This is a genomic window from Ramlibacter henchirensis, assembly GCF_004682015.1.
Taxonomy (GTDB): Bacteria; Pseudomonadota; Gammaproteobacteria; order Burkholderiales; family Burkholderiaceae_C; genus Ramlibacter; species Ramlibacter henchirensis.
In genome coordinates this window covers 48,486-68,784 of sequence record NZ_SMLM01000001.1, presented here as the reverse complement: position 1 = coordinate 68,784, position 20,299 = coordinate 48,486, and the positions used below count along the sequence as shown (strand labels likewise).

The following is a 20,299-nucleotide window of genomic DNA, read 5'->3' as shown; positions in this document are numbered from 1 at the left end:
TTCCAGCATGCAACTCATCTCCTATTCGCAGAACCACGAGGACATCGTCCTCTGGCGCGCCCTGCGCAACGTTCAAAACGGCTTCTACGTGGACGTCGGCGCGAATGACCCGACCGAAGACTCCGTCACCCGGCTTTTCTACGACCGCGGGTGGCATGGCATCAACATCGAGCCGTCCGACGAATACCACGACCGCCTGGCCCATGAGCGCTCACGCGACATCAATCTGAAGTGCGCCGTCGGCGACTGCAACGGGACGATCACCTTCTATGAAACTGCGACACGCGGCTGGTCGACTTCGGATCCAGGCGTTGGCCTGCAGTACGTCGCCCAAGGAGAGGCCCGCACGCATGAAGTCGAGCAGCTCACGCTCGATACCCTGTTGGGGCGGCACGCTCCCGACACCGAAATTCACTTCCTGAAGATCGACGTCGAAGGGGCCGAGGCGCAGGTGCTTCGCGGTCTCAGCCTGGGCAAGTTCCGCCCGTGGGTCCTGGTGGTGGAAGCCTTGGACCCGATTTCGCAAGAGCCGCGCTTCGCCGAGTGGGAGGGCGGCATCCTTGGGCAGGGGTATTCCTTCGTCTATTTCGACGGGCTCAATCGCTTCTACCTGGCGGCCGAGCGTCAGGCGATCGTGGACGCGTTCAACCATCCCCCAGGCGTGCTGGACCACTTCATGTCCAACACCGAAGTCCAGCTTCTGCGGGCCATCGACGAGCTGAACACGAAAATCGCTCACGGACCTGCCGAGCAGGCGTCGCAGCACCGAATCAGGCAGCTGGAAGCTGCGCAGGCCGATCTGCTGGACAGGCTTTCTGCAGCGCAGGAACAGGCCGCCATCGCACAAGGCGACTTGGCCGCAGTGCTTGCGAGCCGCTCCTGGCGCGTCACCAGGCCGCTGCGTGACTTGGCAGACCTGATGCGAGGCCGCCCGCGCGAGGTGGCCGCCCGCTTGCGACCGGGGCTCGTCCGTCGCATCCGCGGCCTGGCGCGTCGGGCGCAGGCCGTGGCCAACCGGCATCCGAAAGCGCGGGCTGCCGTGGTCACGGCGGTCACTCGTACGGGCCTGATCCACCCCTTCCGGCGCCTTCAAACCCGCTTGCTGAGGGAGCCGAGTGCGCAGACCTCAGCCCTCGACCAAGCCTGGAACAGCCCCTCCCCCGCGAGCCTCGCTTACCTGGAGCAGTTGCAGTCCAGGGTCGGGCGCGGCAATAGTCCGGCACGATGAGAGTTGTCGTCGACCTCCAGGGTGCGCAATCCGAAAGCCGGTACAGGGGCATCGGACGGTACTCCCTGGGCCTGCTTACGGCGATCGCGGAGATCGCGCGCGGTCATGAGGTCATCCTGGTCCTGAATGCGCGCCTGCCCCATGCGTCGAGGCAGCTCGTTCGCCATTTCGAGCGCCGGATCCCGCGCGAGCGCATCAGGTTCCTGTCATTGCCGGCGCCTACGCGGGCGAACTCGAGCGCGAACGAATGGCGCCGGAAAGCGGCGGAGATCCTCCGTGACGCCTTCATCGAAGACCTGCAGCCGGACGTGGTGCTGGTGACCAGCCTGTTCGAAGGCTATCTCGACGACGCGGTCGTCTCGAAGGGGTTGAGCGACCGCACGGCGATCATCCTCTACGACCTCATTCCCCACCTGAGCCCGGCGCACTACCTCACTGCTCCCGGGCAACGCGCGCACTACCAGGAGAAACTGGACACGCTCCGCGACGCAGGCCTGCTGCTTGCGATCTCGGACCACAGCCGGTCCGAGGCGATCCGCTCCCTCGGCCTTCCTTCCGCGAAGGTCAAGACCATCTACGCGGGCGTGGACGCCCGGTTCGTTGCACCCCGGAACCGAACGCCGCAGACGGCTGCGCGCCTTGGAATCACGGGCCGGTTCATCCTGTACGCCCCGGGAGGCTTCGACGCCAGGAAGAACTTCGAGCGGCTGATCAGGGCGTATTCGCTGCTACCGAAGCCGCTCCGAGAGGATTACCAGCTCGTCATCGTGAGCAAGATCGCTGACGCGCCCGCGCAGGAACTCCAGCGCCTCGCGTGGCGCCTCGGCTTGCTGTCGAGCAACCTCGTGTTGACGGGCTATGTCGACGACGATGCCCTGATCGACCTGTACAGCACGACAGACCTCTTCGTCTTCCCCTCGCTGCACGAAGGCTTCGGCCTGCCGGCACTGGAAGCCATGGCTTGCGGTGCCCCCGTCATCGGCTCCAATACGTCCAGCGTTCCCGAAGTCATCGGCCGTGACGACGCCGTATTCGATCCAGCGAACCCGGAGTCCATCGCCGCTGTGATGAGCCGTGTCCTGACCGACGAGGCCCTGCGGCAATCGCTTCGGGAGCACGGGCTGCGGCAGGCGCAGCGCTTTTCGTGGGACTCCGCCGCCCGGCTTTGCCTGGCTGGCCTCGAAGAATTGGCACAGCGGACCGGCCAAGCGACCAACCCGGCGCCCGCGCCGGAAGCCGATCTCGTCCAACGGATTGCCGCCATCCCGAGCAGCGTCAAGCCGACGCCGGCGGACTTGGTCCAGGTCGCGAACTGCATCGCGTTCAATGCGAGACCCGCCGCCGAGCCCAAGCTGTTCCTGGACGTGTCCGTGATCGTGCACGAGGACGCGAGGTCCGGCATCCAGCGGGTCGTCAGGAGCTTGCTGCTGGAACTGCTGGCGAATCCGCCTTTCGGCTTCGCGGTGCAGCCAATCTACTTCGATGGCGCCAGGTACGTCGCAGCCAACAGGTTCAGGGCAAGGGTCCGCCCCGAAGACGGCATTGCGCAAGACGACGAACCCGTCGACTTCCATCAGGAAGACGTTTACCTGGCGCTGGACCTGAACGCACACCTCACCGAGAACCTGCGCCCTGTCCACGAGCACCTCGCCGACCGCGGCGTCCGGCTGTACTTCGTCGTCTACGACATCCTGCTGGCCGAGCACCCGGAGTGGTGGCCAAGCGGCACCGGCGATGTCTTCAAGCGCTGGCTGGCCGATATCTCGCAGACTGCGGCAGGGCTCGCCTGCATCTCCGAGGCTGTCGCCGAGGAAGTGCGGGCATGGATCCCGAGGCACGTTGACGGGACCATGCTTCCCCCGATCGTCAGGAGCTTCCATCTCGGGTCGGATCTCGCGAACAGCGCGCCGTCGCGCGGTCTCCCGCACGACGCGGAATCCGTGATCCGGCGGCTCGGCTCCGGCACCACGTTCCTGATGGTCGGCACGCTCGAACCGAGAAAGGGGCATGCGCAGACGCTCGCGGCATTCGAGTCCCTCTGGAACCAGGGAGCACCTTTCAACCTCGTCATCGTCGGGAAGCAAGGCTGGCTGGTCGACGAGCTTGCCGCACGCCTGCTGGCGCATCCTGAACTGGGCAAGCGTCTGTTCTGGTTGCGGGGCATCAGCGACGAGTATCTCGAGCTGATCTATCGCAATTCGGACTGCCTGATTGCCGCATCGGAAGGCGAAGGGTTCGGACTGCCGCTGATCGAAGCGGCCGATCACAACATCCCGATCCTTGCAAGGGACCTGCCGGTCTTCCGGGAGGTCGCGGGCGAGCATGCCACGTACTTCAGCGGCAAGGACCCGGACGTCCTGGCCGATGCGATCCGGAAGTGGCTCGTCGCGCTGGAATCCGGCAGTGCGCCAGGATCGTCGGGACTGCCGCGATTGACCTGGCGCGAGAGCGCACTTCAACTGCTTGGTGCCATCGGCATGCAGGCGCGGGCTGAGTGAGGCAGCGCGAACAGTTGAACAGCTGAGCAGGGCCTGTGCGCCCTACCAAGATAATCTTGAAAAGGATCACCAATGCAATCACAAGGAACCAACTCGAAAAGGGCCCTGATCACCGGGATCACAGGCCAGGACGGTGCTTACCTCACCGAGCTGCTGCTCGACAAGGGCTATGAAGTCTTCGGGACCTACCGCCGCACGAGCTCTGTCAATTTCTGGCGCCTCGAGGAACTTGGCCTGTCGGCGCATCCGCGCCTGCACCTTGTCGAGTACGACCTGACGGATCTGGGGAACAGCCTCTCGCTCGTCCAGAAGATCCGCCCGAACGAGATCTACAACCTCGCCGCCCAGAGCTTCGTCGGCGTCAGCTTCGAGCAGCCCACCACCACCGCCCAGATCACCGGCATCGGCGCACTCAACCTGCTCGAGGCCATCCGGCTGGTGAATCCGAAGATCCGGTTCTACCAAGCCTCCACGTCCGAGATGTTCGGCAAGGTGCAGGCGGTGCCGCAGAAGGAGGACACGCCCTTCTACCCGCGCAGCCCGTACGGCGTGGCCAAGCTCTATGCGCACTGGATGACGGTCAACTACCGCGAGAGCTACGGCATTTTCGGCACCAGCGGTATCCTCTTCAACCACGAATCGCCGCTGCGGGCGCGTGAGTTCGTGACGCGCAAGATCACCGACAGCGTCGCCAAGATCAAGCTGGGCAAGCTCGACGTGCTCGAGCTGGGCAACCTCGACGCCAAGCGCGACTGGGGCTTTGCGAAGGAGTATGTGGAAGGCATGTGGCGCATGCTGCAGGCGGACCAGCCCGACACCTTCGTGCTGGCCACCAACCGGACCGAGACGGTGCGCGATTTCGTCATCATGGCCTTCAAGGCCGCCGGCTACCAGCTGGAGTTCAAGGGCAAGGGCGAGTCCGAAGCCGCGGTGGACGTCAAGACCGGCAAGACGCTGGTTCGCATCAACCCGCGCTACTACCGCCCCGCGGAAGTGGACCTGCTGATCGGCGATCCGTCGCATGCGAAGAAGGTGCTCGGCTGGGCGCCCAGGACCACGCTCGAAGAACTCTGCGACATGATGGTCAAGGCGGACCTGCGCCGCAACGAGCAAGGCTTCTCGTTCTGATGAAGATCCTGGTGACGGGCGCCCGCGGGTTCACGGGGCGGCATTTCATCCGTGCCGCGCAAGCAGCCGGGCACTCCGCGGTGCCGCTGGATTGCGACCTGACGCAAGCCGAAGCCGTGGCCGCGCAGGTCGACGCACTGGACTTCGATTCGGTGGTGCACCTCGCCGGCATCGCCTTCGTCGGCCATGCGGACGACCGGGCCTTCTACGACGTGAACCTGTTCGGCACGCTCAACCTGCTGGACGCTGTGCACAAGCGGGGCAAGCCGCTTCGAAAAGTGCTGGTGGCCAGCAGCGCCAACGTCTACGGCAACTGCGAGCAGTCCCCGATCCCCGAATCACAGCCGCCCTCGCCGGTGAACCACTACGCGATGAGCAAGCTGGCCATGGAGTGCATGGCACGCGCCCGGTTCGGCAGTCTCCCGCTGGTGATGACGCGGCCTTTCAACTACACGGGTCCGGGCCAGTCCCCCGATTTCCTGGTTCCCAAGCTCGTGGACCATTTCGTCCGCCGCGCCCCGGTGGTGAAGCTGGGGAACCTGGACGTCCGGCGCGAGTACAACGACGTGCGCTTCCTGTGCGACGCGTACTTCCGGCTCCTGGATTCATCCGCCTTCGGCACTTTCAACGTGTGCTCCTCCCGCACCTACAGCATCCGGGAGCTGGTCGCCGAGCTCTCCAGGCTGTCGAACCACACCATCGAGATCGAGGTCGATCCGGCCCTCGTGCGCCGCAACGAGATCCACGAGCTCAGCGGCGACCCATCGCGCCTGGTCGAGGCCGTCGGGCAGCCGGCCACGCACCCGATCGAGGACACCCTCTCGTGGATGCTCGGCGAGGCGCGCGCGCAGAGTGACTCCAAACGTGCGCACTGACCAGCCCGGCGGCGGCGAAGCCGAAGGACGCGGCGTAGAGCCAGTTCCCCACCGTGGCCGTCCCCAGGTTCTCTGGGTGAATGCCTCCACCATCCTGGAATGGACCCGCCCGCCCGTGGGCATCGTGCGCGTCGAGCAGGAGTTCTGCCGCTGGATCCTGTCGAACGCGGCGGACGCGGGGGTGAAGGTCCGCTTCTGCCGGTATCAACGCTCCACCGGACTGTTCACGGAGGCCGATGCCCAGGAGGTCAGGGCCCGGCTGGATCGCAGCGGCACCGGGGGCGGCAAGGTGGGCCTGGTCGCGCGGTGCAAGGCGCAATTCGGCCGGCTTCGGCCTTATCTGCCCGCGCGGCTTGGCGCGTGGTTGAACTCGCTGGCCCGCCGGACCGTGGAAGCCTCGCGGTGGGCCGCCGCTGCCGGCAATCGCGCATTCGCCGGCCGCCAATCGCAGGCACCCGAGCCGTTCTCCCCCGGCGATCACTGGCTGTCGCTCGGCACCGACTGGCTGATGGCCAGGGCCCTGCTGCGGTTGAAGCAGCAGCATGGGCTGGTCATGACGTCGATCTGCTACGACCTCATCCCGTATCTGTTTCCCAAGCTGGTGTCCACGAGCGCGAAGCGTTTCGAGCGCTACATGCTGGACATGGCGGCGTATTCGGCTCAGGTCCTGTGCATCTCACGGCAGACCGAGTCCGACTTCCGCTCGCTGCTGCGCAAGCATGGGGTCGCGAGTCCCGAGACGCATGTGATCCGTCTCGGGTCCGTGGTTCATCGAAGCCCTGCGGCCTCGTCGCCGGTGCTGCCGTTCGAGAACGACCGGCCCTTCGTGCTGTTCGTCTCGACCATCGAGCCGCGCAAGAACCACATGCTGCTGTACCGGGTGTGGCGCGAGTTGAGCCGCGCGGGCAAGACGCCCTACCGGCTGGTGGTGGTCGGCATGCCCACCTGGGGAGGCTCGGCCTTCGTGCGGAACATCGGGCGCGACCCGCTGGTGCGTGACCACGTCACCCTCCTCGACTCGGTGTCCGATGCGGCGTTGGCGGCCTTGTATTCGGCGTGCGCTTTCACGGTCTATCCCTCGCTGTACGAAGGCTGGGGATTGCCCGTCGCCGAGAGCCTGGCGCACGGCAGATTCTGCGTCTGCTCGTCGACTTCGTCGCTGCCGGAAGTGGGCGGCGCGTGGGTGGATTACCTGGACCCGCACGATGAGCAGGCGTGGGTGAAGACGCTCGACCATTACTTCTGTCGGCCGGACCTGATCCGGCAGCGGAACGACGCGGTCGCGGCCGGCTACCGGCCCACTTCCTGGAGCGAGACCGCAGCGCAGATCCACTCGCTGGTGCTCGGCCCGCCTCAGCGCGCCAGCAGCCCGGCGTAGATCTCCTCGTAGGCGCTCGCCATCCGCGAAGCGCTGAAGTGCGCGAGAAAGCGTTCACGCGCCTGCGCCCCCAGCTTTCGCGCGAGAGCGGGATCGTCCAGCAAGGTCTGCATGGCGACGCGCAGTGCGGCCGGATCGGCCGGGGGAATCGCGAGACCGGTCGTGCCGTTTTCATTGATGAAGGTCGTGCCGGTGCCGATCTCGCAGCTCACCATGGGCTTGCCGGCCATCGCCGCTTCCACCAGCGACATGCCATAGGCCTCCGAACGCAAGTGCGAGGGGAAGACGAAGGCGCGGCACAACTGCAGCAGCGCCATCTTGTCCTCGTCGGAAACCCGGCCCAGCAAATGAACGTTGCCAGCCCCCGTTGCCGCCCCGACCTGCCGCTCCAGCGCGCTCCGCTCGGGCCCGTCACCCGCGATCACCACCTGGCCCGCGAAGCCGCGCGCCGCCTGCACCAGGGTGTGCAGGCCCTTGTAGTAGCGCAGCACGCCCACGAACAGGAAGAACCCTTCTCCCAGGCGCGCGCGCCAACGCTCCAGGACTTCGGCGCGCGGTTGCGGATAGCTGGACTCCTCCACCCCGTTCGGCACGACTTTCACCGGCACCGGCAGGTTGCGCAGCACCTCGCTGCTCGCGTGGTACTGCGGCGAGGTCGTCACCACCGCGCCGACGGACAGCAGGAACCTGTCGCGCAGGGGCCGATAGGCCTTGAGCAGCCACTTCTGCCGGACGATGTCGGACTGGTAGGAGACGACGCTGGGCTTGCGCCTGGCCACCGCGACATGCAGCAGGTCGCCGAAAGGCCAGGGGAACTGGTAATGGACCACGTCGGCCCATTCGAGCTGCCGGCGGAAATCGCGGAAGGCCGAGAGCGACACGTTGTTGGAGGCGACCTCCAGCGTCTGCCGGCTGCGATGCACCTCGCCTTCGGGATAGCGCAATACGGCGGGCACCGGGTTCGGGCTCAGGGTGAAGATGCGGTTCTCGTGGCCCAGGGCCGCCAGGCCGCGACCCAGTTGCGAGATGACCTGTTCGATGCCGCCTACGGTGTCTGGGTAATAGCTCTTGTAGACGTGCAGGACTCTCATGCGGCGCGGCATTGTATTGTGGCGACCGTGACGGCCTGCCGCAGACCCGAACTCAGGCGGTGCGTCTGTCCTAGAGGCCAGGCGGTACGCGCCGCAAGGCCCGCCCCGCGTAAAGCTTCACCCGGTGGAGCGCCTCATGGAAGCGGCCTTGCGATATCAGCACCAGCAGACGCAAGGGCGCGGTGATGCGCCAGGATCGGCTCGCCCGCATGCCGGCGATTTCCCGCCGGCTGCGGTCAAGCTCCTGCGCCAGGCGTGCGTTCTCCTCGTGCAACGAGGGCACGCGACGGGGCACCTTCGATTGCGGCCCCCACTCCCGCAGCATTTCGATCGGCAGGCCGCTTATGTGCGCCTGCACCTCGGCCTCCTGTTCCGCATACGCGTCGAGCTGCTCGCGGGGGACCGCGAGACCCAGCGCAGCGTAAGTCTGCAGGAAGAATGCGGCCTTCGAAGGCGGGAAGCTGGTCGAGACGCCGAACCGGGTGACCGAATTCACGAGCGCGGACAGGACGCGAAAGACCAGCCAGCCAACAGTGAACTCTCGGTTGAAAATCCACTCCTGGTCGATCACCACCGGTTGCCCACCGTCGCCGAAGTGGATGTTCTGCGGCAGCAGGTCGAAGGCGCTCCCGGGGAGCACGGTCGCCGGACTCAGCGCCGTATCGGCCGGCTGCTTGCACAACGCCAGGACCATGCGGAGGTACTGCTGCATGAAGCTGGCGACGTCCTGCGGCGTCCACCCATCCTGGGTGACGATGCGCATCAATTCCAGCGACAGGGCCCGGCCTCCCGCATAGGCGGAGCGTGCCTGCGGCTGGAACCGGATCAGCGCCTGCGTTGGCGCCGGCGGGCCCAGCAGATCGACGACGACGTCGATCCGGCCGTCGCCGCCGAGCTCGAATCGAGTCTCCTTGCAGAAGTGCGGGACCCGGTTCGTGCTGTAGTAATGGGCCAGGACATTCGAACGGGCGGGCTCACCTTCCGCGAAAGCGACGACGAGGTGCGAGTTCGACAAACCCTGTCCGAGCCCGTTCACGCACAGCGGCGGCCATGCCAGTTCCGGGGCGAAGGCGAGACCGTCGGGCAGCTGCGGGTCATGGCGAGCCGTCTGTGCTGCGAGGATGCCGGCATCGAATTCCCTGCAGTCCCATCCCTCCTGCCCGATGACGGCCACGGGCAGCTTGTAGTCCGGCAAGGGGGAGAACAACGACGATGCGTTGAACCCCGCCCGGGTGAGAAGCTGCTTCAGTTCCACATGGCCGAACGTCCGCGGGCCATCGTCGGTGTACCGGTCTTCGATGCCGTACCCGACGATCCCGACGTGGTCTTCCCTGGCGCCGGCGAAGTACTTCAGGCCGACCTTGTTCTCGATCGCGAGCAAAAGGCGGCCGTCCGGCTTTAGCAGGCTGCGGGCGCGCCGGAGCATGGCCAGGAACGGATCCGCGCCGCCCACGTAGAGGTTGGCGTACTCGAGCACGCCGATGAGCGTGACGACGTCGAACCGATGCTCGAGGCGGAAGTCGTCGAACGTCTCGGCCAGGACCTCGACGTTGGCCAGGCCACGCGTGCGCGACCGCGCGATGCCGGCACGTCGAAGGCTGCCTTCCAGCGCCAGGACGCCGGCGCCCGCCTCGCCGAGGTATCGCGTGATGGCGCCGCAGCCCGCACCGATCTCCAGCACTTCCTTGCCCGCCAGGCTGGACTGGAACGGCCGCAGGAGATTCGACCGCGCGCTGCTCAGGTGGTAGCGGGACGGCCAGTCGTGGATCCTGCGCCGCAACTCCGGCGACAGGACGCTGACATCCTGCGCCTCGCGGATGGCCGCCGCCAGGCTGTTCTCGACTTCGTCACCGTCGCTGTAAGGGATCCCGGCGTAGCCGGGAGCCGACCAGACGAGGCTCCCCGCGTCCTGGCGGTAGCCGGCACGCTCAAGCAATGCTTTCATGCATCACTTTCCTGGCTTGCAGCTTGAGGCCGAGATCCGCCAGTCCGGTGAATCGCGCCTCGGGGCCGACGATGAGATGGATGCAGTCGTACCGGCGGTCATGCGGAACCACCTCCTCGCCGTGACGGGTTGCGATGCCGAGCGAGATGAAGTAGTCCCCGCCGGCAAGCGCGCAGGAGAACTCGATCTCCACGACGGCGACCGAGTCCTCCTCGCCCATTTCACGGAACGCGTCGACGTGGAGCGTCTCCGAGTTGGCGCCGTACACCGTGACACCTTCCTTGGTCTTCAGGGTCACGCCGAGAATCGGGCGGATCAGCCGCCGCATGAACAGCACCGAGACCGTGAGCCGGATCTTCGCCCCGCTGCGCACCACGACGGGATACTCCTCGCCATCGGCGACCATGTGGAAATCGAGGATCTGCGCCGTTCCGTCTCCCCAACGGTACTCGTGCGGGTTGTGGTTGGGGTGGGTTGCAAAAACGTCTTCCGCGCAACTGACCGGGAGCTCCGGGTCATCGCCGGCCGATGACTCCCGCCGCGGCTCGGGCAGCGTGTCCAGGCTGATGAGCCGCTCCCGGCCGAACAGGACGTCAAGGTACCTGTTGACCACCTTGCGCGGCTCGCCGATCTCGAGCACCTCGCCCCCGTCCAGCAGCAGCGCCTTGCTGCAATGCGTGACGATCTGCTCCGACGAATGGGTGACCAGGATGATGCTGGTGCCCGCCTCCTTCAGGGCACGCAGGCGGTCGAAGCATTTCGCCTGGAATTTCGCATCGCCGACCGCCAGCGCCTCGTCGACGACCAGGATGTCGGGGTCGATCTGCGCCTGCACTGCGAAGCCCAGGCGAACGACCATGCCGCTGGAATAGTTCTTCACCGGCTGGTCGATGAAGTCTCCGATGCCCGCGAAGTCCACGATCGCGTCGTACCGGGCCTCGGTCTCCTCCTGGGTCAGGCCGAGGAGCGCTGCGTTCAGGTAGATGTTGTCCCGGCCGGTGAACGCGGGATTGAAGCCGGAGCCGAGTTCCAGCAGCGCAGCGACGCGCCCGTACGTTTCCACCTGGCCGGTCGTGGGAAACAAGGTCCCGCAGATGATCTGCAGCAGGGTGGATTTGCCCGAACCGTTGCGGCCCACGATGCCGATCGTCTCGCCGCGCGCCAGTTCGAACGACACGTTCCGCAATGCCCAGAACTCCGAGTAGTAGTTCCCGGCTTGCGCCCCGAGCAACCGCCGCAAGGGCGGCACGATGGCCTGCTTGAGCCGGTCCTTGGGGTGCGCGTAGAGGTGGAAACACTTGCTCAGCTGATCCACGCGCAGCGCGATGCTTCCCGGGTCGTGCGGCCTAGAGGACATCTGCGAATTTCCTTCGTGCCAACTGGAAGCAGGCGAATCCCAGCCAGGCCACCAGGCAGGCGAGCAGGGAGTAGAGCGCAAGCGCCGGCCAGTGCGGTTGCCCGCCCAGAAGCAGCACGGTACGCGTCTGCTCGATGACGAACGTCAGCGGGTTCGCCATCATCCAGGGCTGCAGGTTCGCCGGCAGTGCGCTGAGGGGGAAGAACACGGGCGACATGAACATCGCGAGCATCGCGATGATCCCCGTCAGCTGCGCGAGATCACGGACGAAGACGCCGATGGAGCAGAGGATCCACGCCGCGCCCGTCGTCAGCACGACGAAGGGCAGGAGGACGGGGATCACGTAGACCGCCGAGGGTTGGAGGCGCCCCGTGAAAATGAGCTGCGCGGCGAGCAGGATCACCAGGCTCACGACAGCCTGGAAGACGGCCGCGAGGACGCAGACGATGGGCAGCGTTTCCAGCGGGAACACCACCTTCTTGACGAAATTGGGATTCGACGGGATCAGCTGCGGCGCCCTGCTGATCACCTCCGCGAAAAGGCCGTGGACGATCAATCCGGCGAACAGCATGAACGCGTGGGCGGTGCGGTCGTCCGCTGCGGAGGCTCCTTGGTCCCAACGAGCCTTGAACACGACCGAGAACACGAACGTGTAGATGGCCAGCATCAGCAGCGGGACCGCCACCGACCACAACATGCCACCCATCGAACCCTGGTACCTGCCTCGGATCTCGCGCACGGCGAGCGTGCGGACCAGGGCGCGGTGCTTCCAGACCGCATGCACCAGGGCGGCGGGCGATCGCCCCTGTCGTGCATGCGGGTTCAAGCCCGCACCTGCGCGACGGCGAGAGTCCCACGAGCCGCAAGCTGCGTCGGCAAGGTGATGCCCCTCCTGTTTTTCATGCTGTTCGACTGGCCCGCAATGTCGAAAATGCTGCCATGCAGGCCGTTGCTGATTATCCCATCGTTGAGTCAGTGCCCCGGGGATCGTCAGGGGCCGGCGGCCAACGGGTGTGGCGCACTTCCGTCAGAGGTGAGCCTCCTGCGGCATCTGCTGCGCCCCTCATTTAGGAGCAGCCACCTAACGCGCGTGGCCGCCCAGCCGTACATTCGAGCCGTCACCACCCACCGGAGCCGCACCATGGTCACGAAAAAGCAGTCCACCGGCGCTGACAACGAGAGCAAGGGCGTGCCGCCCTTCTCCAGCACCGTCAAGGAATCGGCCAGCCAGATCTGGCTGGCGGGGCTCGGCGCCTTTGCCAAGGCGCAGGAGGAAGGCGGCAAGGTGTTCGAGACGCTGGTCAAGGAAGGCCTGTCGATCCAGCGCAAGACGCAGGCGGCGGCGGAAGAGAAGCTCTCGGAAGCCGGCAGCCGCATGGCGGGGATGGCCACCGACATTTCGTCCAAGGCCTCCGGAGGGTGGGACAAGCTGGAAACCATCTTCGAGGAACGCGTCTCTCGCGCCCTCAACAAGCTGGGCGTTCCTTCGTCCCGTGACATCGACGCGCTCGCCGCGCGCATCGACGAGCTCAATCGCACCCTAAGCAAGCTCAGCGCGCAGGCCGGCACCAAGGTGCGGGCGGCCCGTCCCGCGGCCCGCGCCACGGGCGCCGCCAAGCCGGCGCGCAAGAGCCCGCGGGCTGCCCGGAAGACGGCGGCGGACTGACGCGGCCCGCGCATGGCCAGGAAAGCCCCGCGCCGCACCGCCGAACGCATCCTCGAAACCACGCTGGACCTGTTCAATCGCTTCGGCGAGCCGAACGTGTCCACCACCCTGATCTCGGCCGAACTGGGCATCAGCCCCGGCAACCTGTACTACCACTACCCGGCCAAGGACGAGCTCGTCAACTCGCTGTTCGACCGCTACGAGCGCGCGTTGACGGAGCTGCTCAACGCGGCCGACGGCGTGCGCGACGTGGAGGACGCCTGGTTCTTCATGCACACGCTGTTCGAGCGGATCTGGGACTACCGCTTCCTCTACCGCGACCTCAACGACCTGCTCTCCCGGAACCGCCGGCTGGAGACGCACTTCCAGCAGGTGCTGGAGAATAAGGTGCGCGCCATCCGCGCGATGCTGGACGGCATGAACCGCGCGGGATCCGTGCGCATCGATCCGCTCGAGGCCGCGCCCACGGCCGACAGCATGGTGGTGGTGCTCACGTACTGGCTGAGCTTCGAATACGTGCGCGATCCGCGCCGCGCGCTCGAGCCCGAGAGTGCGCAAGCCGCGCTGCTGCGGGGCGCCCACCACGTTCTCCATCTGCTGGTACCCTATCTCGAACATGGCCAGCGCATGCACCTGCTGGGCCTGGCGGGCGCCTACACCGACGCCGGGCGGCCGCAGAAGCAGAACTAGCACGACAGGAGACAACGTGGGCAAGTGGGCGCCGTTCCCGCACCCCGGCGAATTCGATCTCAGCCCCGAGGACGTGCGGGCGCGCTGGGGCCGGCTGCACGCGGGCGACGCCGAGCCGCTGCCGGCCGACGAAGCGGTGCTGAACGCCTGGACGCTGTTCCACCGGGGCGAATTCCACAAGGCCGTCGAGGCAGGCCTGAAAGCGCGCGGCGACGGGATCACCGTCGCCAACAAGGCCACGTGCATCTACGCCACCTACCTCGAGAAGAAGGAGAAGGCCCGGCTCGAGCTGTTCCAGGAAGTGGCGCAGCGCGCCGAAGCACAGGCCCAGCGCGAGCCGCGCAATGCCGCGGCCTGGTACATGCAGGGCTACTCCCTGGGCCGCTACAGCCAGGGGATCAGCGTCGCGAAGGCGCTCGCGCAGGGCTTGGGCGGCAAGGTCAAGGACTCGCTGGAGCAGGCCATCAAGCTCAACCCGCGGCATGCGGAAGCGCACCTCGCGTTGGGCGCGTTCCATGCCGAGGTGATCGACAAGGTCGGCGCGCTGATCGGGGGCATGACGTACGGGGCCAAGCGCGAGACCGGGCTCAAGCTGTTCCAGGAAGCGCTGCGTCTGCATCCGCAGTCGGCCATCGGCCTGATCGAATACGCCAACGGCCTCGTGATGCTGGAAGGCGAATCGAAGATGGCCGAAGCCACGGCGCTCTACGAGCGGGCCGCTTCGATGGACCCCGCCGACGCGGCGGAACGGCTGAACGTCGCCCTGGCGCAGGCCGAACTGCAGGAGTAGGCAAGGCTCGGCCGGCGTCAGCGGCCTCGGCCTACACCCCATCCGGGCGAGCAGCCCCAGACTGCCCGCCCATGGACATCTTCCAAGCACTACTTCAAAGCCATGAGCGCCAGCGCTCGATCTGCCAGCGCCTGCTGTCGGGCATCGGCGACCACGGCGAGCGCAAGCAGGCGTTCGATGAACTCAAGGCCGAGATGGCCGCCCACGAAACCGCCGAGGAGCGCGCGTTCTACGTGCCGCTGATCGAGCACGACGAAACGGTGGACGAGGCCCGCCACGCGATCGCCGAGCACCACGAGATGGACGAGATGGTCGAGGACCTCGACAAGTTCAAGGAAGGTTCGGCCGAGTGGCTGGAATCCATGGGCAAGCTCGTGCACAAGGTGCAGCACCACCTGAAGGAGGAGGAGCAGAAGTTCTTCCCCGAGGCGAAGAAGGTGCTGCAGCCCCAGCAGCAGCAGGAGCTGGGCGCGCTCTACATGCAGGAGCATGGGCGCCTGCACGAGAAGGAAACCCAGGAGCAGTGAGCTTCTCCCGGCTGAGCGCGGCGAATTAACATCGCGGACTTTCCGAAAGAGGAGCCCGCAGATGACCGACCTGAAAGCGCAGTTCGACGCCGCCGTCGCCAATTCGAAGAATCTCACCGCGCGTCCGGACAACGCGACGCTGCTGAAGATCTACGGCCTCTACAAGCAGGCCACGATCGGCGACAACACGGAGAAGAAGCCCGGTTTCGGCGACATGGTCGGCCGCGCCAAGTGGGACGCCTGGAACGCGAACAAGGGCACTTCGAGCGAAGAGGCGATGCGCAGATACGTGGACCTGATCGAGTCCCTGCGCTGATCCTCGGTGCCTTCGCTACGCCTTCCGGGTCTTCGGCGCGGGCTTGGCCTTCTTCGCCGCGACCTTGGCCAGGCCTTCCTCGAAGGCCCGCACGGGGTCGTCCTGGCGCAGCAACTCGTCGAGGTTGCGCGTGATCTCGGTCTCGATGCGGTGCCTGAACGCACCCAGCAGGAAACCCAGGCGCGCATGCAGCTCGAACCGGTCCTTCGTCACGCGCAGTTCGCCGTTGGCGCCGGAACGGGTGAAGCTGACCAGGTCGGAGCTCTTGCCCTCCTCGTAGGTGCACTGCATGTCCAGCCGCCCCTCGGCGGCTTCGGCCCACTTGAACGCGAGTTCGCGTGCGCGTGCCAGGCCCAGGCTGTGCTCGCGTTCGATGTGGATGTCAGGCACGGGGGCTCTCCTTGCTCTTGAGGTATTCGTGGCGCTGCGCCCGGGTCAGCGTGGCCAGCCGCCTGGCTTCGTCGTAGAACCGGGTCCAGTCGCGTCCGAGCGACTCGAACAGGCCTTCGAAGCCGGGCACCAGCTCGTCGTACGCGGCCTGCGCCCCGAACGATGCGTTGTTCGCGTTGGCGACCCATTCGTCGGTGGTGCGAAGCCGCGTGGGGTCCAGGTTCCAGCCGTCGCGGATGCGCGCGTACTCGGCGCGGAAACCGGCCAGCACCTGCGCCTTGCGCTCGCGCCGCTCGTCGTCGGTCAGCCCGTTGTTGCGCTCGTAGATCGCGTCCAGCTTCGCGCGCGTGGCGCGCGTGAGCGCGCGGAACTGGTTGCGGCGCGCGTTGTAGCGCTCGTAATCGGCGCGGGCCTGCGGGGTCGCCTGCGTCTGCAGCCAGCGCTCCACGCCCAGGCGCTCCACGGCCGTCGCGAACGACTCGTTGAACATGGTGTCGTCCTTGGCGTAGACCACCTGGTGCGCCAGCTCATGGAAGATCAGCCGCGCCAGTTCGCCTTCGGGGTAGTGGATGAAGGTGTTCAGCAGCGGATCGCCCCCGGCCCAGTTCATCCAGCCGAGCGTGGAATACGCGGGCACCGGGTAGCTGGTGGCCTCATACCCCTGCTGCCGCTGGCGCTCGGCCTCGGCGCGCGCCTCCGCTTCGTCGAAGTAGCCGCGGTAGCCCACGCATCCCGTGACGGGAAAGCACCACTGCTTGAGCTTGAGCGACAGCTCCGGTGCCGCCACCACGTTCCACACGACCGCGTTGCGCTGCAGGTCGGCATAGCGCCGGTAGCTGGGGTTGTCGGGCAGGTGCAGCTCGCCCGAGGCGAAGGCGCGGATGCGCTGGCTGAGCGCGAGGCGCTCCTTCAGCCGCTGCGGCGCGTGCTCGTCGCCCAGCCAGTCCTGCACCGGCCGCGCCGCCTGCAGCACGCGAAGGTGCCCGGTGGCCGACTGCCAGTAATAGCCCATGTTGGAGCAGCCCGTGAGGCAGGTCAGCGCGATCGCCGCCGCCACAGCACCCAGACCCGAAGCCACCACCCACCTGCCCTTCACGCCGGCTGCACGTCCACCAGGCAGTCGTAGAACACCGGCCCGCCGCCCAGGTCGGTGAGCCGCTGGCTGGTGAGCTGGTTGACGTTGGTGCCGGCCAGGCCGAACTTGCGCCACCAGATGCCCAGGCCGTTGACGACGCCGGGCCGTGCGCGCTCGCTGATCTCCGCCTTGCAGTGGTACTCGCCGCGCTCGTTGAACACGCGCACCACGGCGCCGTCCGCGATGCCGCGCGGCTGCGCATCGGCGGGATGGATCTCGAGCACCGGCTCGCGCTCGATGTCCCGCAGGCTGCGCAGGTTGACGAAGGTGGAGTTGAGGAAGTTGCGCGCGGGCGGCGAGATCATCGCGAGCGGGAAGCGTTCCGATGCGCCGGCGGGCTCGTAGTTCGGCAGGTGGTCCGGCAGGCCATCCAGCCCTTGTCGTGCGAGCGTGGCGCTGAAGAACTCGCAGCGGCCCGACGCAGTGGGAAAGCGCCCTTCCGCGAACGGCGCATCGGGCACCGGCAGCGTGGCGAAGCCCTTGTCCAGCAGTTCGTCGAAGTCGATGCGGCTGCCGCAGCCCTGCCGGCACATCTGCTCGTCGCTGTCCGCGAAGCACGGGTCGTCGAAACCCATGCGCGCGGCGAGTTCGCGGAACACCTGCGTGTTCGGCTTGGCTTCGCCCAGCGGCGCGATGGCCGGCCGGTTCAGCAGCACGTCGGTGTGGCCGTACGCGGTATGAAGATCCCAATGCTCCAGCTGCGTGGTGGCCGGCAGGACGTAGTCGGCGTAGTCGGCGGTGTCGGTCTGGAACTGCTCCAGCACCACGGTGAACAGGTCCTCGCGCGCGAAGCCCTGCACCACGCGAGCCGACTCCGGCGCCACTGCCACCGGGTTGCTGTTGTAGACCACGAGGGCTTCGATGCGCGGGCCGAAAGCGGGGGATGCGGACCGCAGCAGGTCGTCGCCGATCGTGACCATGTTGATCACCCGCGGCGAGCGGCCGGCCAGCAGGTCGATCCGCTGCAGGGCCGCCCTGTCGGCGGGCGACCAGCCGGAGCTGGAAAGCAGCACCCCGCCCGCCCGGTGACGCCACGCACCGGTGAGCGCGGGCAGGCAGGCGACCGCGCGGGCCGCGTTGCCGCCGCCGCGCACGCGCTGCATGCCGTAGTTCAGGCGGATCGCGGCCGGCTTCGTCGTGCCGTAGTCGCGCGCCAGGTCGCGGATCTGCTGCGCCGGGATGCCGCACACCGCCGCGGCGCGCTCGGGCGTCCAGCGCAGGGCGCGCTCGCGCAACGCCTCCCAGCCGAGCGTGTGCCGCTCGATGTAGTCGTGGTCCAGCCAGTCGTTTCGGATGAGCTCGTGCATCAGCGCGAGCGCCAGGGCCGCATCGGTGCCGGGCAGGATCGCCAGGTGCTCGTGGCACTTCTCCGCCGTCTCGGTGCGGCGCGGATCGATGCACACCAGCTTCGCGCCGCGGCGCTTGGCTTCCTGCGCCAGCCGCCAGAAATGCAGGTTGCTGGTGATCGAGTTGCTGCCCCAGATCACGATCAGCCGCGCTTCGGCGAAGAACTCCACCTTCATGCCCACCTTGCCGCCCAGCGTGTGCGTGAGCCCCGCGCCGCCGGCGGTGGAACAGATGGTGCGATCGAGCAGCGAGGCACCCAGCCGATGGAAGAAGCGCGCCGCCATGCCCTCGCCCTGCACCAGTCCCATCGTGCCGGCGTAGCTGTAGGGCAGGATGGCCTGCGGGTCGCGTGCGGCGATGGCCTTCAGGCGCCGCGCGATGTCATCCAGCGCTTCGTCCCAGCCCACCGGCTCGAACCGGCCGGAACCCTTGGGGCCGATGCGACGCATGGGTCGCAGCAGCCGGTCGGGGTGGTAGGTGCGCTCGGTGTAGCGCGAGACCTTGGCGCACAGCACGCCGTCGGTGGGGAGGTGCCCGGGATTGCCCTGCACCTTCACCGCCACGCCGTCGACGACGGTGGTCACGAGCGCGCAGGTGTCGGGGCAGTCGTGCGGGCAGGCGCCGCGCACATGCTGCGGCTCGCCGACGCTAGGGGGAATGCCGATTGAGGATGTCAAGACTGAATCCTATAGTTCCTGTCGAGCTGGCGGATCGTGAACCGTCGACTTGAGGAGAAACCCCCGAATGCACAACTTCCGCCACTGGGTGCAAGCCGCCATCGTAGCCGTCCTCATCGCCGCGGGTGGCGGCGCGGGCGCCCAGCAGGACGGCATCAGCAAGTCCAGCATCGTCGTCGGCCAGTCGGTGGCGCTCACCGGACCCGGCTCGGCGCTCGCGGCGCCGTTCGCCCAGGGCGCAAAGCTGTACTTCGACCGCGTCAACGCCGCCGGCGGGATCAACGGCCGCAAGGTCGAACTGGTGACGCTGGACGACCGCGGCAGCCCCGCCCTGACCGCGGAGAACACGAAGAAGCTGCTGGGCCAGGGCGTGTTCTCGCTGTTCGGCTACTACGGCTCGCCGCAGGTGGCCGCGGCGTACCCGCTGATCAAGGACAGCGACCTGCTGCTGTTCGCGCCGATGGCGGCTGCCGACGAACTGCGCGGCGCGCTCTATCCCAACGTGTACTCGATCCGGCCCGGCTACTCCGAAGAGGCCGCGGCCATCACCCGGCATGCCGAGACGCTGGGCGCGCGCAAGCTGGCCATCCTGCACGGCAGCGACGGCGAATCGTTAGCGGCGCTCGATTCGGCCGTGCGCACCATGGGCGGCATGGGCGCGAACCTGGTCGCGAAGAACGCTCTGAGCAGCGGCAGCGTGGCCACGAGCGTGGACAAGACCCTGGCCGGCAAGCCGGAATCGGTGCTGGTCGTCGCCGATGCCGCGGCCGCGGCCGGTGCCGTGCGCGACCTGCGCGCCAAGGGCTTCCGCGGGCCGATCTACGGCTTCTCCAGCACGGGTGAGAGCCTGCTGGCCGAAGAGCTCGGAGCGGCGGGCGCCGGCGTGGTGGTCGTGCGCGTGGTCCCCAAGAGTGACAGCGCCAAGGTCGCCGTGGTCCGCGACCTGCTGGCCGACGCCGCGGCGGCCAAGACGGGAAAGCCGAACGTCTACATGCTCGAGGGCTACATCGCGGCGGGCGTGTACACCGAGGCCCTGCGCCGCATGGCGCGCGATCCCTCGCGTGCGCGGCTGCGCAAGGCGGTGGACGGCCTCGACGACCTGAGCGTCGGCGGCTTTCGCGTGCACTTCGTCAACGAGAGGGTGGGTTCCAAGCTCGTCGAGCTCAGCCTGATCGACTCGCAGGGCCGGGTGCGCGAGTAGCGCATCAGCGGCGTCTGTCGGCGTGGCGCGACTGTTGTTGTAGGAAGCTCGGCCGTGGCC

The 20,299-nt window shown here is 67.2% G+C and carries 18 protein-coding genes; 11 read left to right on the top strand and 7 right to left on the bottom strand.

What is annotated here, in order from left to right:
* Nucleotides 1-7 precede the first annotated feature (7 nt).
* The 5 genes from EZ313_RS00325 to EZ313_RS00305 all read left to right on the top strand — a co-directional run bounded on the left by EZ313_RS00325 (nt 8) and on the right by EZ313_RS00305 (nt 7,107).
* On the top strand, nt 8-1,228 hold the full coding sequence (locus tag EZ313_RS00325; protein WP_135261245.1) for an FkbM family methyltransferase: 1,221 nt from the start codon (nt 8-10) through the stop codon (nt 1,226-1,228).
* On the top strand, nt 1,225-3,726 hold the full coding sequence (locus EZ313_RS00320; RefSeq protein ID WP_135261244.1) for a glycosyltransferase family 4 protein: 2,502 nt from the start codon (nt 1,225-1,227) through the stop codon (nt 3,724-3,726). Before EZ313_RS00325 ends, EZ313_RS00320 begins: the two co-directional genes overlap by 4 nt.
* Nucleotides 3,727-3,798: 72 nt before the next feature.
* Nucleotides 3,799-4,854 (top strand): GDP-mannose 4,6-dehydratase, encoded by a 1,056-nt coding sequence (gene gmd / locus EZ313_RS00315; RefSeq protein WP_135261243.1) that lies wholly within the window; start codon nt 3,799-3,801, stop codon nt 4,852-4,854.
* Nucleotides 4,854-5,729, top strand: coding sequence for a GDP-mannose 4,6-dehydratase (locus EZ313_RS00310; protein WP_135261242.1), 876 nt, complete (start codon nt 4,854-4,856; stop codon nt 5,727-5,729). Before gmd ends, EZ313_RS00310 begins: the two co-directional genes overlap by 1 nt.
* A gap of 76 nt (nt 5,730-5,805) precedes the next feature.
* On the top strand, nt 5,806-7,107 hold the full coding sequence (locus EZ313_RS00305) for a glycosyltransferase family 4 protein (protein WP_135261241.1): 1,302 nt from the start codon (nt 5,806-5,808) through the stop codon (nt 7,105-7,107).
* Here EZ313_RS00305 and EZ313_RS00300 read toward each other — a convergent pair.
* The 4 genes from EZ313_RS00300 to EZ313_RS00285 form a co-directional block, all read right to left on the bottom strand.
* Nucleotides 7,083-8,198, bottom strand: coding sequence for a glycosyltransferase (locus tag EZ313_RS00300; RefSeq protein ID WP_135261240.1), 1,116 nt, complete (start codon nt 8,196-8,198; stop codon nt 7,083-7,085). The two genes, EZ313_RS00305 and EZ313_RS00300, sit on opposite strands and share 25 nt — an antisense overlap.
* Before the next feature lie 70 nt (nt 8,199-8,268).
* The gene (locus tag EZ313_RS00295; protein ID WP_135261239.1) at nt 8,269-10,143 is read right to left on the bottom strand and encodes a class I SAM-dependent methyltransferase; all 1,875 of its coding nucleotides are present in this window, start codon (nt 10,141-10,143) and stop codon (nt 8,269-8,271) included.
* On the bottom strand, nt 10,127-11,500 hold the full coding sequence (locus tag EZ313_RS00290) for an ABC transporter ATP-binding protein (protein WP_135261238.1): 1,374 nt from the start codon (nt 11,498-11,500) through the stop codon (nt 10,127-10,129). Before EZ313_RS00290 ends, EZ313_RS00295 begins: the two co-directional genes overlap by 17 nt.
* A complete protein-coding gene (locus EZ313_RS00285; protein ID WP_135261237.1) occupies nt 11,490-12,326 on the bottom strand; it encodes an ABC transporter permease in 837 nt (278 codons plus the stop codon). The genes EZ313_RS00290 and EZ313_RS00285 overlap by 11 nt, the downstream gene beginning before the upstream one ends.
* A 315-nt stretch (nt 12,327-12,641) precedes the next feature.
* Between EZ313_RS00285 and EZ313_RS00280 the strand changes: the two genes are divergently transcribed.
* The 5 genes from EZ313_RS00280 (at nt 12,642) to EZ313_RS00260 (ending at nt 15,489) form a co-directional block, all read left to right on the top strand.
* The gene (locus EZ313_RS00280; RefSeq protein ID WP_135261236.1) at nt 12,642-13,166 is read left to right on the top strand and encodes a phasin family protein; all 525 of its coding nucleotides are present in this window, start codon (nt 12,642-12,644) and stop codon (nt 13,164-13,166) included.
* 12 nt (nt 13,167-13,178) lie between these two features.
* The gene (locus EZ313_RS00275; RefSeq protein WP_135261235.1) at nt 13,179-13,856 is read left to right on the top strand and encodes a TetR/AcrR family transcriptional regulator; all 678 of its coding nucleotides are present in this window, start codon (nt 13,179-13,181) and stop codon (nt 13,854-13,856) included.
* Nucleotides 13,857-13,872: 16 nt separating this feature from the next.
* Entirely contained in the window at nt 13,873-14,646 is a 774-nt protein-coding gene (locus EZ313_RS00270; protein ID WP_135261234.1) for a tetratricopeptide repeat protein, read from the top strand.
* 71 nt (nt 14,647-14,717) lie between these two features.
* Nucleotides 14,718-15,173: a hemerythrin domain-containing protein gene (locus EZ313_RS00265; protein ID WP_135261233.1), complete on the top strand. Its 456-nt coding sequence runs from the start codon at nt 14,718-14,720 to the stop codon at nt 15,171-15,173.
* A gap of 61 nt (nt 15,174-15,234) precedes the next feature.
* Nucleotides 15,235-15,489, top strand: coding sequence for an acyl-CoA-binding protein (locus EZ313_RS00260; RefSeq protein WP_135261232.1), 255 nt, complete (start codon nt 15,235-15,237; stop codon nt 15,487-15,489).
* Nucleotides 15,490-15,504: 15 nt separating this feature from the next.
* Here EZ313_RS00260 and EZ313_RS00255 read toward each other — a convergent pair whose 3' ends face one another.
* From EZ313_RS00255 to EZ313_RS00245, 3 genes are all read right to left on the bottom strand, one after another.
* On the bottom strand, nt 15,505-15,879 hold the full coding sequence (locus EZ313_RS00255) for a polyhydroxyalkanoic acid system family protein (RefSeq protein WP_135261231.1): 375 nt from the start codon (nt 15,877-15,879) through the stop codon (nt 15,505-15,507).
* Nucleotides 15,872-16,891 (bottom strand): aminopeptidase, encoded by a 1,020-nt coding sequence (locus tag EZ313_RS00250; protein WP_135263503.1) that lies wholly within the window; start codon nt 16,889-16,891, stop codon nt 15,872-15,874. The genes EZ313_RS00255 and EZ313_RS00250 overlap by 8 nt, the downstream gene beginning before the upstream one ends.
* 80 nt (nt 16,892-16,971) lie before the next feature.
* The gene (locus tag EZ313_RS00245; RefSeq protein WP_135261230.1) at nt 16,972-19,038 is read right to left on the bottom strand and encodes a molybdopterin-containing oxidoreductase family protein; all 2,067 of its coding nucleotides are present in this window, start codon (nt 19,036-19,038) and stop codon (nt 16,972-16,974) included.
* Between the two features lie 67 nt (nt 19,039-19,105).
* On the opposite strand from EZ313_RS00245, the gene EZ313_RS00240 reads away from it, so the two are divergent.
* A complete protein-coding gene (locus EZ313_RS00240; RefSeq protein ID WP_135261229.1) occupies nt 19,106-20,239 on the top strand; it encodes an ABC transporter substrate-binding protein in 1,134 nt (377 codons plus the stop codon).
* The last annotated feature ends 60 nt before the right edge of the window (nt 20,240-20,299 follow it).

What these genes read in the sequence shown, in the direction of transcription:
- EZ313_RS00325 (WP_135261245.1), top strand. Translation starts at nt 8, where the DNA reads ATGCAACTCATCTCCTATTCGCAGAACCACGAGGACATCGTCCTCTGG.
- EZ313_RS00320 (WP_135261244.1), top strand. Translation starts at nt 1,225, where the DNA reads ATGAGAGTTGTCGTCGACCTCCAGGGTGCGCAATCCGAAAGCCGGTAC.
- gmd (WP_135261243.1), top strand. Translation starts at nt 3,799, where the DNA reads ATGCAATCACAAGGAACCAACTCGAAAAGGGCCCTGATCACCGGGATC.
- EZ313_RS00250 (WP_135263503.1), bottom strand. Translation starts at nt 16,891, where the DNA reads ATGGGCTATTACTGGCAGTCGGCCACCGGGCACCTTCGCGTGCTGCAG.
- EZ313_RS00240 (WP_135261229.1), top strand. Translation starts at nt 19,106, where the DNA reads ATGCACAACTTCCGCCACTGGGTGCAAGCCGCCATCGTAGCCGTCCTC.
- EZ313_RS00310 (WP_135261242.1), top strand. Translation starts at nt 4,854, where the DNA reads ATGAAGATCCTGGTGACGGGCGCCCGCGGGTTCACGGGGCGGCATTTC.
- EZ313_RS00300 (WP_135261240.1), bottom strand. Translation starts at nt 8,198, where the DNA reads ATGAGAGTCCTGCACGTCTACAAGAGCTATTACCCAGACACCGTAGGC.
- EZ313_RS00295 (WP_135261239.1), bottom strand. Translation starts at nt 10,143, where the DNA reads ATGAAAGCATTGCTTGAGCGTGCCGGCTACCGCCAGGACGCGGGGAGC.
- EZ313_RS00280 (WP_135261236.1), top strand. Translation starts at nt 12,642, where the DNA reads ATGGTCACGAAAAAGCAGTCCACCGGCGCTGACAACGAGAGCAAGGGC.
- EZ313_RS00265 (WP_135261233.1), top strand. Translation starts at nt 14,718, where the DNA reads ATGGACATCTTCCAAGCACTACTTCAAAGCCATGAGCGCCAGCGCTCG.
- EZ313_RS00290 (WP_135261238.1), bottom strand. Translation starts at nt 11,500, where the DNA reads ATGTCCTCTAGGCCGCACGACCCGGGAAGCATCGCGCTGCGCGTGGAT.
- EZ313_RS00260 (WP_135261232.1), top strand. Translation starts at nt 15,235, where the DNA reads ATGACCGACCTGAAAGCGCAGTTCGACGCCGCCGTCGCCAATTCGAAG.
- EZ313_RS00275 (WP_135261235.1), top strand. Translation starts at nt 13,179, where the DNA reads ATGGCCAGGAAAGCCCCGCGCCGCACCGCCGAACGCATCCTCGAAACC.